The sequence below is a fragment of the Mycobacterium rhizamassiliense genome (assembly GCF_900157375.1).
Lineage (GTDB): Bacteria > Actinomycetota > Actinomycetes > Mycobacteriales > Mycobacteriaceae > Mycobacterium > Mycobacterium rhizamassiliense.
In genome coordinates this window covers 3,601,452-3,615,845 of the sequence record NZ_LT721901.1, presented here as the reverse complement: position 1 = coordinate 3,615,845, position 14,394 = coordinate 3,601,452, and the positions used below count along the sequence as shown (strand labels likewise).

The 14,394-nt window shown below is 68.2% G+C and carries 12 protein-coding genes and 1 tRNA gene; 6 read left to right on the top strand and 7 right to left on the bottom strand.

Annotation, left to right across the window (positions count from 1 at the left end; genetic code table 11):
* Positions 1–37: 37 nt before the first annotated feature.
* The 3 genes from MRAB57_RS17605 (at position 38) to MRAB57_RS17595 (ending at position 4,060) form a co-directional block, all read left to right on the top strand.
* Positions 38–1,231 (top strand): acyl-CoA dehydrogenase family protein, encoded by a 1,194-nt coding sequence (locus MRAB57_RS17605; protein WP_077088488.1) that lies wholly within the window; start codon positions 38–40, stop codon positions 1,229–1,231.
* Positions 1,231–2,052, top strand: a complete 822-nt coding sequence (locus MRAB57_RS17600) for a mycofactocin-coupled SDR family oxidoreductase (RefSeq protein ID WP_077088487.1) — start codon at positions 1,231–1,233, stop codon at positions 2,050–2,052. The genes MRAB57_RS17605 and MRAB57_RS17600 overlap by 1 nt, the downstream gene beginning before the upstream one ends.
* A gap of 154 nt (positions 2,053–2,206) precedes the next feature.
* Positions 2,207–4,060, top strand: coding sequence for a fatty acyl-AMP ligase (locus MRAB57_RS17595; protein ID WP_077088486.1), 1,854 nt, complete (start codon positions 2,207–2,209; stop codon positions 4,058–4,060).
* Here MRAB57_RS17595 and MRAB57_RS17590 read toward each other — a convergent pair.
* From MRAB57_RS17590 to MRAB57_RS17575, 4 genes are all read right to left on the bottom strand, one after another.
* Positions 4,057–5,136 (bottom strand): phosphotransferase family protein, encoded by a 1,080-nt coding sequence (locus MRAB57_RS17590; RefSeq protein ID WP_077088485.1) that lies wholly within the window; start codon positions 5,134–5,136, stop codon positions 4,057–4,059. The two genes, MRAB57_RS17595 and MRAB57_RS17590, sit on opposite strands and share 4 nt — an antisense overlap.
* An 85-nt stretch (positions 5,137–5,221) precedes the next feature.
* Positions 5,222–6,982 carry an ABC transporter ATP-binding protein gene (locus MRAB57_RS17585; protein ID WP_077088484.1) on the bottom strand — a complete coding sequence of 587 codons (1,761 nt, stop codon included), beginning with the start codon at positions 6,980–6,982 and terminating at the stop codon, positions 5,222–5,224.
* A complete protein-coding gene (locus MRAB57_RS17580; RefSeq protein ID WP_077088483.1) occupies positions 6,979–9,588 on the bottom strand; it encodes an ABC transporter ATP-binding protein/permease in 2,610 nt (869 codons plus the stop codon). Before MRAB57_RS17580 ends, MRAB57_RS17585 begins: the two co-directional genes overlap by 4 nt.
* A gap of 124 nt (positions 9,589–9,712) precedes the next feature.
* A tRNA-Leu gene (locus MRAB57_RS17575) sits at positions 9,713–9,794 on the bottom strand.
* Positions 9,795–9,925: 131 nt separating this feature from the next.
* Here MRAB57_RS17575 and MRAB57_RS17570 point away from each other — a divergent pair.
* Complete coding sequence (locus MRAB57_RS17570; protein WP_077088482.1) at positions 9,926–10,558, top strand: GNAT family N-acetyltransferase; 633 nt, start codon at positions 9,926–9,928, stop codon at positions 10,556–10,558.
* On the opposite strand, the gene mbtN is transcribed toward MRAB57_RS17570, so the two are convergent.
* Genes mbtN through MRAB57_RS17555 form a run of 3 tightly spaced genes read right to left on the bottom strand, consistent with a single transcriptional unit; the run spans position 10,525 to position 13,511 of the window.
* On the bottom strand, positions 10,525–11,688 hold the full coding sequence (gene mbtN, locus MRAB57_RS17565) for a mycobactin biosynthesis acyl-ACP dehydrogenase MbtN (protein WP_077088481.1): 1,164 nt from the start codon (positions 11,686–11,688) through the stop codon (positions 10,525–10,527). The genes MRAB57_RS17570 and mbtN overlap by 34 nt on opposite strands.
* Position 11,689: 1 nt before the next feature.
* A complete protein-coding gene (gene mbtM / locus MRAB57_RS17560) occupies positions 11,690–13,264 on the bottom strand; it encodes a long-chain-fatty acid--ACP ligase MbtM (protein ID WP_077088480.1) in 1,575 nt (524 codons plus the stop codon).
* Positions 13,257–13,511, bottom strand: coding sequence for an acyl carrier protein (locus MRAB57_RS17555; RefSeq protein ID WP_083743443.1), 255 nt, complete (start codon positions 13,509–13,511; stop codon positions 13,257–13,259). The genes mbtM and MRAB57_RS17555 overlap by 8 nt, the downstream gene beginning before the upstream one ends.
* A 176-nt stretch (positions 13,512–13,687) precedes the next feature.
* On the opposite strand from MRAB57_RS17555, the gene MRAB57_RS17550 reads away from it, so the two are divergent.
* Together MRAB57_RS17550 and MRAB57_RS17545 are read left to right on the top strand one after the other, a co-directional pair.
* Positions 13,688–14,032 carry a hypothetical protein gene (locus tag MRAB57_RS17550; protein WP_077088478.1) on the top strand — a complete coding sequence of 115 codons (345 nt, stop codon included), beginning with the start codon at positions 13,688–13,690 and terminating at the stop codon, positions 14,030–14,032.
* Entirely contained in the window at positions 14,029–14,373 is a 345-nt protein-coding gene (locus tag MRAB57_RS17545) for a DUF3817 domain-containing protein (protein WP_077088477.1), read from the top strand. The genes MRAB57_RS17550 and MRAB57_RS17545 overlap by 4 nt, the downstream gene beginning before the upstream one ends.
* The last annotated feature ends 21 nt before the right edge of the window (positions 14,374–14,394 follow it).

The window sequence follows — 14,394 nt, the reverse complement described above, 5'->3', positions numbered from 1 at the left end:
CGGTTGGAAGAACAAGGCCGGAGAGGAGCGTCCATCGATGAGCACTGCCGACATTCCGGAAGTATCCGATGAGGATTTCCGGGAAATCCTCGCGCAGACACGCGAATTCGTCCGCACCGCGGTGGTTCCGCGCGAGCAGGAGATCCTCGACGAGGACCGGGTGCCGGACGACCTGCGCGAGCAGGCCAAGAAGATGGGGCTGTTCGGCTACGCGATCCCCCAGCAGTGGGGCGGCCTCGGCCTGAATCTCATGCAAGACGTCGACCTGGCAATGGAATTGGGTTACACGTCGCTGGCGCTGCGGTCGATGTTCGGAACCAACAACGGCATCGCCGGACAGGTGCTCGTCGCGTTCGGCACCGACGAGCAGAAGGCCCGCTGGCTGGAGCCCATCGCGACGGGCGAGGTCGTCGCCTCGTTTGCGCTGACCGAGCCGGGAGCCGGCTCCAACCCCGCCGGCCTGCGCACGAAAGCCGTTCGCGACAAAGATGATTGGGTGATCACCGGCCAAAAGCGCTTCATCACCAACGCACCCGTCGCGAACCTGTTCGTGGTGTTCGCGCGCACCCGCCCGGCCGACGAGCAAGGCCCGGGCATCGCCGTCTTCCTCGTCCCCGCGGACGCCGCGGGTGTCGAGGTGGGCGCCAAGGACGCCAAGATGGGCCAGGAAGGCGCATGGACGGCCGACGTCAGCTTCGACGACGTCCGCGTCGGCGCCGATGCGCTGGTCGGCGGCAGCGAGGACGTCGGCTACCGGGCCGCCATGACCTCGCTGGCGCGCGGGCGGGTCCACATCGCCGCGCTCGCGGTCGGCGCCGCCATGCGCGCGCTCGACGAGTCCGTCGAATACGCGGCCACCGCGACGCAGGGCGGCGCGCCGATCGGCAGCTTCCAATTGGTGCAGGCCATGCTCGCCGACCAGCAGACCGGGGTGATGGCCGGCCGCGCGCTGGTCCGCGAGGCCGCGCGACTGTGGGTGAGCGGCGAGGACCGCCGGGTCGCGCCATCGGCGGCGAAGGTGTTCTGCACCGAAATGGCCGGCCGGGTCGCGGATCTCGCGGTGCAGGTGCATGGCGGCAGCGGCTACATGCGTGGCGTCCCGGTCGAACGCATCTACCGCGACGTGCGACTGCTGCGGCTCTACGAGGGCACCAGCGAGATTCAACGTCTGATCATCGGGTCGAACCTCGTGAAGGCGGCCCAACGAGCGACCACATCGAAGGAGCGCTAATGACCGGAAGGCTCGAGGGCCGGGTGGCTTTCATCACCGGAGCCGCACGCGGCCAGGGCCGTGCCCACGCGGTGCGGATGGCCCAGGAAGGCGCCGACATCATCGCCGTCGACATCGCCGGCAAGCTGCCGACCTGCGTCCCCTACGATCCGGCGACCGAGGAAGATCTCGCCGAAACCGTTCGCCTGGTCGAGGAGACGAACCGCCGGATCCTCGCCTCGGTTGTCGACACCCGCGACCTGGCGGCGCTGCGCAAGGCCGTCGAAGAGGGGGTCGCCGCGTTCGGGCGTCTCGACATCATCGTGGCCAACGCCGGTGTCGCGGCACCGCAAGCATGGAACGAGATCACGTCCGACGACTTCGACGATGTGCTCGGCATCAACGTCAAGGGCACCTGGAACACCGTCATGGCAGGGGCCGACAAGATCATCGAGGGCGGCCGCGGCGGCTCGATCATCCTGATCAGTTCGGCGGCCGGAATGAAGATGCAGCCCTTCATGATTCACTACACCGCCAGCAAACATGCCGTCACGGGGATGGCGCGCGCGTTCGCCGCCGAGTTGGGCAAGCACTCCATTCGGGTCAACAGTGTGCATCCGGGTCCGGTGAACACCGCGATGGGATCCGGCGACATGGTTACGGCCGTCGGCAAGACCATGGAGACCAACCCGCAGCTGTCGCATGTGCTGACACCGTTCCTGCCCGACTGGATGGCCGAACCCGAGGAGATCGCCGACACCGTCTGCTGGCTGGCCAGCGACGAGTCGCGCAAGGTCACCGCGGCCCGGATCCCCGTCGACCAGGGCTCCACGCAGTACTGACCGCGGGCGTAGGCAAACTGCCGGTAGACGCCAGAGCCGGTCCTGCCCACTACGCAGCTAATGGCGCGAGCTACATCACATTGTTATAAAAACGTGATGGGCGTCACGTCTTGCGGTCAACCACGAAAATTTATCCGCCTCTTATTCTTTGTTCATGGGTCGGAACCCCTCGCCGACGACTGTTGTTGAGTCCGTGGCTGATCTCAACGACTATGTCCATGCCGACGGCAGCATCGTCATCCCCGATGGCGTGACGCTGACCTCGTTCTTCGACCGAAATCGCCGGGCACTGGGCGACAGTCCGGCGTATCGGTTCATCGATTACGCGAAGGACCACGACGGCCGCATCATCGACCTGAGCTGGAACGAACTGTGGACGCAGGTCCGCGCGATCGGCGCGCGCCTGCAGCAGATCACCCGCCCGGGCGACCGGGTGGCGATCGTGGCGCCGCAGGGCGTCGAATACGTGGCGTCGTTCTTCGCCGCGATTCACGCGGGCAACGTCGCGGTCCCGCTCTTCGCGCCGACCTTGACCGGGCACGCGGAACGGTTGACGGCGGTGCTGACCGATGCCCGGCCATCGGTGGTGCTGACCACCAGCGCGGCGGCCGAGTCGGTGCGGGAGTTCCTGCGCACGCATCCGGTGGCGGGTCGGCCGCGGATGATCGCCGTCGACGCCATCCCCGCCACGCTCGCTTCGATGTTCACCGAACCGACGGTCGGCACTGACGACCTCGCCTACCTGCAGTACACCTCCGGATCGACGCGCATCCCCGCCGGCGTGGAGATCACCCATCGGGCCGTGTGCACGAATGTGGTGCAGATATCCCTTGGCGCTCACCTGGATCGGGGAATCCGCAGCGTCAGTTGGCTGCCGCTGTACCACGACATGGGCCTGCTGATGCTCATGTTCCCGGCGCTGTGCGGCGGATACCTGGTGATGCTGGACCCCATGGCCTTTGTCCGCCGCCCATTCCGTTGGATCAAGCAGCTGAGCGCGGAGGCCGCGTACGGCCGGACGTTTGCCGCGGCCCCGAACTTCGCCTACGAGTTGACCGCGGAACGTGGGCTGCCACCCGCCGGTGAGACCATCGACCTCACCAACGTCGTGGGCCTGCTCAACGGCTCTGAGCCCGTGACGATTTCGGCGATCGAGAAATTCACCGATGCGTTCGCGCCCTACGGCCTGCCCAGGACGGCGATCAAGCCGTCCTACGGGATGGCCGAGGCGACGCTCGGCGTGGCTACACTCGCCCCGGAGGCCGCCGCCAGCGCCGTCTACTTCGACCGCGCCGAGCTCGCGGGCGGGCGCGCGGTGGTCGTCGCACCGGACACCGCGGGCGCGGTCGCCCACGTCTCCCCCGGACCGGTGATGCCGGACCAGTGGGCGGTCATCACCACCCCCGAAGGCGCGGAGGCCGCCGATGGCCAGGTCGGCGAAATCTGGCTGCACGGCAACAACATCGGCCGCGGCTACTTTCGGCGCGAAGAGGAAACCCAGCACACCTTCGGCAACAAGCTGCAGTCCCGGCTCGAGCACGGCAGCCGCGCCGAAGGCGCCCCGGACAACGGCTGCTGGCTTGCCACAGGCGATCTCGGCGTCTACGTCGACGATCAGCTGTACCTGACCGGCCGCCTCAAAGACCTGATCATCGTCGACGGCCGCAATCACTACCCGCACGACATCGAGACGACGGTCAGTCACGCGTCGGGCGGCATCCGCACCGGGTACGTCGCCGCATTCTCGGTTTCCGCCGACGCCCTGGACACTCCGGACGGCAGCGCCGCCGAGCAGCTCGTCGTGGTCGCCGAACGTGCCGCGGGCGGCGGGCGGACCGATCCGGCTGAGGTCGAGGCAGCCGTCCGCGCGGCGGTCTCCCGTGAGCATCATCTCCGGGTCGCGGACCTGCGGCTGGTTGCGGCGGGCAGCATCCCCCGCACCACCAGCGGCAAACTGGCCCGCAATGCCTGCCGCACTGAGTATCTCGCCGGCCGGTTCAGCCGCTAACGCGAAATCAGTTCCACCGTCTTGAGATCGCGGAACGCCTGGCAGCCGCGCGCCAGCATGGTCAGCACCATGTCGTCGCCACGCTCGGTGGAGGTGGCGAAGGCGAATCCCAACGCCGAGATCAGCAGGGCCTGAATGACACCGAGACGGTAGTCGCGCCAACAGGTTTCGCGGTCGTAGCCGGTGACGCCGTAGCCCAACAGTGCGCGGTGGTATTCGTCCACCAGGTCGCTTTCGATCTCCCCGCGCAGCCGCGAATCCAGGCTGGTCGCGGTGAAATAGGCGAGATCCCTGGCCGGAAGGCCCACGCCGAGCGTCTGCCAGTCGACCACGCTCACCCAGCTGTGGCCCGGATCGAACAACAGGTTGTCGAGCCGGTAGTCGCCGTGCAGCAGCGCGAACCGGTGCCACTCGGTCATCAGCCAGGGCGTGATCAAACCCATTGCGGTGCTGAAGGTCTCGCGATCCTCGGCCGTCATCCGGTCGCCGAGCTTTTCCAGGGTGATGTCGGCGCTCATCTTGGCCACCTCGCCCATGCCCGCGGCTCCCGCCTCGTCCGGGCGGCTGAACGCGATGCCGGGCACGTCGAGCCAGAACGGGTCGCACCAGGTTGGCCCGTGCAGCCCGGCAAGGGCCACCACCGCCAACCTCGCCTCCTGCTCGCCGCAGCCCGCGATCTGGTCGCCCTGGGCGGCCGGCGCCTGATCGGCGAGCAACAACGCGTAGTCCATCGCGTCGTCGCTGATCTCGCAGTAGAAGCAGTCCGGCGTCGGCACCTGCACCCGGTCGGCCACCGTGGCGTAGAACGAGCACTCGCTGCGATACCCGATGACGACCCGGTCGCGCACGGCATCGTCCTGCGCCGGCAGCTTGATCACGAACGTCTGCGGTAGCTCACCCGGATCCCCGGCATAGCTGGCCGTCACGCGGTAGGTCGCCCCGGTCTGCCCGGTGCCGATGGCAACGACGTCGACACCGGACACCTCGACGGATGCGCCGCGTCCGCTCAGCGCCGTCGAGAGCCATTCGGCGGTCACGTCGGCCGGATAGCGCGGGATCGACACCACAGCACTCATGTACAAACGCCTCCAGTACTCCCCCGGTCCGACCGTCCCATGAACTGTAAGGCATACGGCAAGACCCGCGGGCGACGCCCGCGATTTAGTCGGCGAGGATGTGCCAGTCGGCGGCCTCGTGTTGCTGGCGCCAGAACTCGTCGAAACGTCCACCCGTGGCGAGCAATTCGTCGACCGTGCCGTCCTCGACGATTTTGCCGTTGTCGACGAACAGGACGCGGTCGGCGTGGCGGATGCTGCCCAGCCGGTGGGCGACGATGACGCGGGTGCGCGACTGAGGATCGGCGGTGAGCGCATCGACCACCGCGGCCTCGTTCTCGGTGTCCAGGGCGCTGGTGGCCTCGTCGACCAACAGCAGCGGTGCCGGTTTCAGCAGCGCACGGGCGATGCTGACGCGTTGCCGCTCGCCGCCGGACAAGGCCGATCCGGCCTCGCCGACAACGGTCTGGGCCCCGTCGGGCAGCCGCCCGATCAGCTCGTCCACCCGCGCCAGCCGGATCGCTCCCGCCAGCCGATCGTCACCCGCGGCGGGGTCGCCGGCGAGGACGTTGTCACGGATCGTCCCGTGGAAGAGATACGGGTGCTGAAAGACCACGCTGCTGGCTCCCCGACGCGCCTTCGCGTCCAGCGTGGCGGCGTCGGCGCCGTCGAGCAGAACCCGCCCGCGGGTCGGCTGGTGCAGCCCGGCGATCAGCGCCAGGATCGTGCTCTTGCCGGAGCCCGACGGCCCGACAATGGCCGTCGTGGTTCCCGGCTGCAGCGAGAAGCTGACACCGTCGAGGACCGGCGCGCTGGCGCCGTCGTAGCCGAAGGCCACGTCGTCGAATTCGATGACGGGGGCCTTAAATTCGTCGCGAGCTCCGTCGCGGGCGTCGGGCAGCGTGCCGGCTCCGGCGGGGATGACGGGCGCGTCGAGCACGCCCCGGATGCGGTCGAGGGTGGCGCGGGTGCTCTCCAGCGCCGGCGCGAGTTCGCTGACGGTGGTGAACGGCTCCAGGTAGCGCGCGATCACCACGATCAGGGCGATCGCCTCGGCGACGGTGAGCGTGCCGTTGACGGTCAGCACCGTGGTGGCGCCGGCCAGCAGGATCAGGGCCAGCTGGCTGGCGATGCTGAACAGCAACTGGCCCGGGATCTGCATGCCGAGCAGGCGCATCGTCGCGCTGTGCTGGGCGGCGAGCGCGGAGCCCACCAGGCTGCGGGCCGGCTCGACCCGTCGCGCGGCGCGCAGCGCCTGCTGAGTGCGGGCGAATTCGATGATCCGCTCGGTGAGCACGGTGTTGGCGTCGCCGGCCGCGGCGTCGGCTCGCCGCGTCAGCCGCGCCGAGGCCCACAGCGCCCCCAACATCAACGGCACCCCGGCCAGCGCGGCGGCCGCCAGCTGCCACGAGATGGGCAGCAGCGCCAGCGCGATGACCGCGGGCAGCAGCACCGCCGTGGTCAGCGGCGTCAGCAGGTTGACCACCAGGCCGACGAGCTCGGGGCCGGTTGCCGCGATCGCCTGCCGGGACACGGCGGTGTTGTCGGCGGTGAACCAGTCGAGCCGGACCTGCGGCAGCCGGTCGGCGACGTCGTGCTGCGTGTGGTCGAGGACGGCGAAGCCCAGGTCGAAACCGATCCGCGCGGTCATGGTGTCGACCACCCACCCGATCACGGTGGCGGCGGTGAGCCAGCCCAGCCAGGCCAGCGCATGGCGCGGGGTGTCGCTGAACAGCGCCCCCACCAACGGGACGAGCAGGACGGCGCCGACCGCACGCACGACGACCGACACGAAGGCGAGCAACGCGTAGGCGGTCACCTTGCCGCGCAGGTCGGCGGGAACCAGGCCTATCCAGGTGCGGATCATGGGGTGACCTCCTGTACCGCGCCGGTCGCGGCCACCGGGTTGCCCTGGCCCGTCGCCCACAGCCGGCTGTATCGTCCGTCGGCGGCCAGCAGCTCGTCGTGGGTGCCGCGCTCGACGATCCGTCCGTGATCGAGCACGACGATCTGGTCGGCGCGGGTGATGGTGTGCAACCGGTGGGCGATCACCAGCACGGTGCGGTCATGGGTGAGCCGGTTAAGCGCTTGTTGCACAAGGTATTCCGATTCCGGGTCGGCGAAGGCCGTGGCCTCGTCGAGGATCAGCACCGGGGTGTCGGCCAGGATCGCGCGAGCGATGGTGAGGCGCTGCCGCTCGCCGCCCGATAGCGCGGAACTGGCGCCCAGCACGGTGTCGTAGCCGTCGGGCAGCCGCAGCACGCGGTCATGGATCTGCGCCTCACGGGCCGCGGCCTGAATCTGTTCGATGGTGGCGTCGGGGACGGCCAGCGCGATGTTCTCGGCGACCGTGCCGTGCACCAGCTGGGTCTCCTGCAGCACGAAACCGACGCACGCGTAGAGCTCGTCGGCGCTCAGCGACCGGATATCTTGTCCCCCAACGCGTATCGCGCCGTCCTCGACGTCGTGGAACCGGGCCAACAGCGCCGCCAGGGTGGACTTGCCGGAGCCGGACGGGCCGACGAGCGCGGTGACCGTGCCCGGCCTCAGTTCCAGCGACACGTCCTGGATCACCGGAACGCCGGGGCGATAGCTGAATCCGATGCGGTCGAATTGCACCGTGCCCGCTTGGTCGTCGGGCGCGCTGCCCGCGTCCCCTTGCACCGCGAGGTCGGGTTCGTCGAGCGCGACCTGCAACCGCCGCGCGGCCAGCATCCCGGCGCGGATGCCGCCGAGGCCGTAAGCGATGCCGAGGAGCCGGACGCCGAACGTGGTGCCCAGCAGCAGGAACGGCAGCAGGTTGACCGGATCCATCCGGTGCGTGACGACCAGCAGGGTTCCCGCGGTCGCGATCAGCCAGAGGAATGTCGAGGGCCTGGTGGTCAGATCCATCGCGGTCTTCTTGCCGGCCATCGGCCGCTGCCAGGCCACCAGGAACCCGATGTATTCGTCCAGGCGGCGCCGGAAGCTGGAGGCCGCCGCACCGCCGAAGACGCGAATCACCGGCTGGCCCTCGAGGTACGCGCCGGCCTCGCCGTTCATCCGCTCGGCCCACCGCTGCGCCTGGACGATCCGCGGGCCGGACTGGATGGTGAGCGACGACGTCATCACGCCGTAGACCAGCACCGGCCCGAAGAGCACCAGCGCGACGCGCCAGTCGACGACGAAGAGGTAGATCAACACCGCCACCGGCGCGACGACGGCGTTGACCGCGTCTGGGATGGCGTGGGTGACAAGATAGTGCAGCGACAGCGTGTCGTCGGACACCAGCTGCTTGATCGCGCCCGAGCCGCGCGCGGTGAACCAGCCCAGCGGCAGGCGAGACATCTTGCTCAGCAACCGCGAACGCAGGTCGCTGGCGAACCGCGCATCGACCACGTGCAACCAGAGCGTCAGCGCGGCGCCGAGCACCGTGCCGAGGCCCAGCACCGACACGGCCACGATGCCGACGTTCCACAGCCGCGACTCGTCGGCGCCGGTGGCCAGTAGTCGGGCCAACTCCACCAGCAAGACGAACGGCGCCAGCTGCACCAGCGTGATCACCGCCTGCAGGATGCCGGAGACGATCAGCGCCGACCGCAGTGGCGCCAGCAATCGGCCGGCGGCCTGAGCACGCCAACTTCCCTGGGCGGCCGCCGCCGCGGTCTGCGCCGGGGATAGCGACTCAGCTTGTGCCACAGCGGCTTCCGACTCGGTGGGCACCACGGTGTCGCCGCCGGAGTCGCCGCCACGGGTGGTGCCCATTTCGCGACCGGCGCTCCAATACGCCTGCGCGTGCACCTCGGACTTGGGGAATCCGAAGACATCGCGCAGCCGCTTACGGACATGCTTGAGCGACGTGGCCTCCGGCGTGGCCCAGGCATACCAGTTCGACCAGTGCCGGGTCTCGATCGCGTTCGCCAGCGACTGCTCGTCGCGGCGGGGAATCCAATGCACCCGCAGCCTTGGATGCGCGGCGATCGGGATCAGCGTGTCCCGGTCGTCGTGCTGCTCCAGATACATCTCAATGGGGACGTCGTCGGGAACCGTTCCGATGATGCCGTTCATCCCCGGAATGGATGCCGAGTCGCCGATCAACAGATAGCCGGCCGGTTGCTCCTCGGGTGCGGCGAAGCGCGACGAACCCATCAGCGACATCACTGCGATCGTCGCGCCCGGCTCGACGGTGCGCGCCCACTTCGACGCCGGACCGGCCGGCTCGTGCAGCACCACGTCGACCGCGAAGCGGCCGGCCTCGGCATCGGCCTCGGAGAGGGTGTAGGCGCGCTGGAACTCGGTATCGGACCCGTCCGGGTCGGGGAACCAGAATCGCAGCCACGCCGCGGGCTCGGCCTCCGCATCCTCGAACAGCGTCGGCGACACCATCCGGATCCGCACGAAATGGGGTGCGATCGGCACGGTTTCGAGCACCGTTGCCGTGTGATCGCGCGCCCCGAAGCCGCGCAATATCGCACCCTGGAACCCGCGTGCCATCAACGGTCCTCTCCCGCGGCGGCGAATTCCGCCACGCGCGCACACCGAAAGCCCTAAGTAAGGGTTGCCTTACCATAGCTTAAGGCCGGCGGCGGGGTCGAGGCGGCGACCAGGGTGCCAAGAGTGCGCGAGGGGGGACTCGAACCCCCACGTCCGAAGACACTGGAACCTAAATCCAGCGCGTATACCAATTCCGCCACTCGCGCATGGGCGTCCCACAGATTACCGTGCCCGCCGCTCCCCAGCTGCGCGAATTTCCAGCAAACTCTGACCAGTTAACTTCTATGGTATGCCTACCCTTATCCAGCGAATGTTCCTCGGGTAGGCTCAGCGCTCGATGACCGAAGCATCTGTGAGCAACCAGACCGACGAGACGTCGTACGTACTGGCGCGCGAACGTACGGACCTGCCCGAAGAGGTTGCGCGACTTGGCCGGCCACCGGTTCCCCTGCTGGAGTCGCCGTATGGGTTCCGCGTCGCGGAGCGCGCCGACGCGGAGATGGTGGCCGAGTGGATGAACCGCCCCCACCTCGCGGAGACCTGGGAGTACGACTGGCCGCTCGAGCGCTGGCAACGTCACATCGGTGCGCAGCTGGACGGGACCTATTCGCTGCCGTTGATCGCCACCCTGCGGGGTTCGGAGTGTGCCTACCTAGAGATCTACTGGGCCGCAAAAGATCTGATTTCGCGGCATTACGACGCCCACCCCTACGACGTGGGGCTGCACGCGGCCATCGCGGACCTGGGGTTGGTCAACCGCGGCTTCGGGCCCCGGCTGCTGCCCCGAATCATGGCCAGCGTCTTCGCGCGGGAGCCACGCTGTGGTCGAATCATGTTCGACCCCGACCACCGCAACACGGTCGTCCGCCGGCTCTGCGAGTACGTGGGATGCCGGTCTTTGGGCGAGCATGACGCGCCGAACCGCCGCATGGTGCTCTACGCGTTGGAGCGACCTATCCAATCCTCGTAGCCGGCGTGGTCGGCCTTCATGCCGGCCGCCACCAATTCCCAGAGCACTTCGTCGGTGCCGCCGCCGACCCGAGCCAGCTTCATGTCCCGCCACATCCGGCCCAGCGGTGTCTCGTCGACGAGATATCCCGAGCCGCCGAAGATGTGCATGCACTCGCCGATCACTTCTTCGCCGAGCCGCGCCGCCGTCACCTTGATTCCGGCGGCCGCGCGCAGATCGAGACGCCCCTGCACGGCAATGCCGTGTAGCGCGTAGCGCAACTGGTCGACGCGCGCTTGCAGGTCCGCCATGCGCAGCCGCAACGCCTGATGCTCGAACAGCGTGTGGCCGAATTGGCGGCGATTCATCATGCGGGCCAGGGTGATTCCGATGACCCGCTGGCACGAGGCCGCGACCTGCCCGGCGATCGACATCCGCTCGTGCGCCAGCCCCCAACTGATGGCCGCCAGACCGGTGCCGGCCCGCGCGACGAGCGCGTCGGCCGGAACCCAGGTGTCGATGTGGACCGCCGCGGTGTCCAACGGCCCCGCCCCGACCTTGTCGTAAGGCGGCTGCACGTCGACGTGAGTGGTCGGCACCGCCACCACCACGACGCTGCCGTGCCGGCTGTTCGGGTCGTGGTCGACGCTGCGCGCCACCACCATGATGTGGTCCGCGATGGGCGAAAGCGACACGAACTTCTTGATGCCGCGGACCTCGAAACCGCCGTCGCGCGAACGAACCTCGGTCTCGACGATCTGCAGGTCCGATCCGCCGGATTCCTCCGAGGCGCCGATGCACAGCACGGCCTCGCCGCGGATCGCTTGCTCGCAGATGTCTTTGAGGTAGTCCGACTTGCCGAAGCGGCGCAGGAGGGCAATGGCCGAGTCGTGCAGGCTGACACCCACTCCGATGCCGGCGGACGACAGGTGGCCCAGAGCCAGGGCGAGTTCGACGATCTTGCCGACGTCGGGCTGGGTTTGGTCGGTCCACTTGGCGGCGAAGACACCGCTTGCGCCGAGGTGCTCGATCAGCTTGCGCGGAAAGCGTTGCGCCGCTTCGGCTTCTGCGGTCCACTCGGTAACGCGGTCGTCGAACGCGTCGGTCAGCAGGGCGCGGTAGTCGGCATCGAAGACGGTCGTTGCGGTCATGTCAGTCCACCAGCTCGAGGGTGCGTCGCACCTCCAGGCGGCGCAGCTTGCCCGAGGAGGTGCGCGGCAGGGATCCCGGCGTCATGAAAACCACGTCGGCCGGCACGATTCCGCACACCGACGCGATGCGCTGAATCACCTCGGTGCGCGCCTGCGTCTCGTTCTCGCCGCGGAACTCGGCCGCGACGACCAGGCCGGGGCGCGCGGATCGCTCGCCGGTGCCCAGGGCGACAACGCAACCCTGGCGCACACCGCTGACCTGAGCCGCGATCAGCTCGATCTCGGTCGGAAAGATGTTGCGTCCCGCGATCGAGATGATCTCCTTGGCCCGGCCGCACACCACGAGGCCACCGTCGTCGAAGAAGCCCAAATCGCCCGTGGGGAACCAGTCGTCGCGGTCGAGGGGCGCCTGACCCAGGTAGCCGTCCATCATCGACGTGCCGCGAATCTCGATCTCACCGATCTCGCGATCCAGGTTCTCGGAGTAGCGATCGCTGGGGAGCACCCGTACCTCCATCCCAGGAACCGCCTCACCCAGGACCGGGTATTTGTGTGAGCCGCTGGCGTCGGAGACGGTGACGGTGTTCAATCCCACCCCCGACCCGGGCAGGGTCACCGCGCAAGTGGATTCGGCGAGGCCGTAGGACGGCGCGAGCGCACCCGCGTCGAATCCGAACGGCGCCATGGCTTCTGCGAATTTGGTAAACCCCTCGCAGTCCACCGGTTCCCCACCGTTGATCGCGACTCGCATGGCGCTGAGATCGACATCGGAGACCAGGCTGGCGTACTTGCCGAGGATGTTGAAGGCAAGGTTGGGCGCGGCGGTGAACGTCGCGCGGCTCTCAGACAGCCACTTCAGCCAGTTGAACGGCGATGCGGAGAACGCGGTCGGCGACGCCAACCACAGCGGCATCCCTGCCAGGGTCGACGCGAGCACGCAGGCGAGTCCCATGTCGTGAAACAGCGGCAGCCAGGAACACATCACATCGATCGACGCGTCCAAGGCAAACCGTTGATCGAGCCCACGCATGTTGCTGAGCACGGCGCCCGGGGAAAGCATCGCGGTCTTCGGAGATCCGGTCGATCCCGCGGTCCCCTGCAGAATCGCGTAGCCGGTGGCGTCGGCGTGGGGCAGGCCGGATGCAGACCGGTTGGTGTGCGCGGCCGTCGCGAGGTCCTCGACCGTAATATCCACGGGCGCAACGTCTTGCAGGCTTTCCAGCTGCAAGCCCTGGCTCAGCACCGCGGTGACGCCGATCCCGCGGAACCGGGCTAGCGTCGAGGACGCCCACTGCCGCAGCTCGGCGCCGCGCACCGGCCCGGGCAGGATCGAGATGGCCGCACCCGCGAGCCACGCGCCCTGGATCGCGGCGATGAACTCGACGCTCGGTTCGCCCACCAGACCGACGGCCGTGGGCCGATCGTGGTCGAGCAGCCAGGCCGCGACACCTTCGGCCAACCCGTGCACCTCAGGCCACGGGCGCCGGTGCCACCCCGACGTCTCCTTGTCGAAGACGGAAAGCTCGGTTGTTGCGGTCTGCATCGACCGCGTCATCGCCGCGGCGAGTTCACTCATTGCGGGATTTCGCCGCGATCGCCGCGTCCAGATCCCCGACCGTGTTGCAGGTCAGGAGTTCTTCCTCGGACAACGCGACACCGAGGCGGTCCTCGATGGCCACCATGCCCACAGCAAAGGCGACCGAGTCCAACCCGACGTCGTCGATCAACCTGGCGTCGGGGCTGACCCGGCTCATGTCGACATTGAGGTCTTCACGCAGAATGCTTTGCAGCGCAGAGGTCACCGCGGGCGACGAGGAGGCCATGGCGAAGGACCATAACAGGTCTAGGTAAGGCAAGGCTAGCCTAGTTCGAAAGTCTGAGAGCTACGCCACATCGGTCCTGGGCAAAGGCTTGACGCCATCGGCGCAGGGGACCCGGGTACCGTCAAGGGGTGTCCGCGGAGGCCCAGAGGAGGCGTCGCCGCCGGCCGGCACTGATCATGCTGGTGATCGTCGCGGCCTGCGGCTGCCTGGCGTTGGGCTGGTGGCAATGGACCCGGTACGAGTCTGTGTCAGGCACGGTCCAAAACCTCGGGTACGCCCTGCAGTGGCCGATGTTCGCGTGGTTCTGCGTTTACGCGTATCGCAAGTTCGTCCGCTATGAAGAGACGCCGCCCGAGCTTCACCGGCCCGGGGCGGTCACCGAGATACCCGCCGGGTTGCTGCCCGAACGCCCCACGGCCGCACCGCCGGCACCCGACGATCCCGCGCTGCGGGAGTACAACGCCTACCTGGCCGAGCTCGCGAAGAACGACACCGAAAAGCAGAACAGGACAACCGCATGACCACACCCGAAACACCCGGGGCCCCAGCAGTTCCCGCCAACCAAATCCGCACCGCGCTGCTCGGCTACCGGGTGATGGCGTGGACGACGGGTCTCTGGTTGATCGCGCTGTGCTACGAGATCGTCTCGCACCTCGTGTTTCACCGCGAGATCCGGTGGATCGAAGTGGTGCACGGCTGGGTGTATTTCGTCTACGTGCTGACGGCGTTCAATTTGGCGATCAAGGTCCGCTGGCCGATCGGCAAGACCGTCGGGGTGCTGCTGGCCGGAACCATCCCGCTGGTCGGCATCATCGTTGAGCACTTCCAGACCAAGGACGTCAAGGCGCGCTTCGGGCTCTAGTCGAAACTGCTTGCGGCTGAG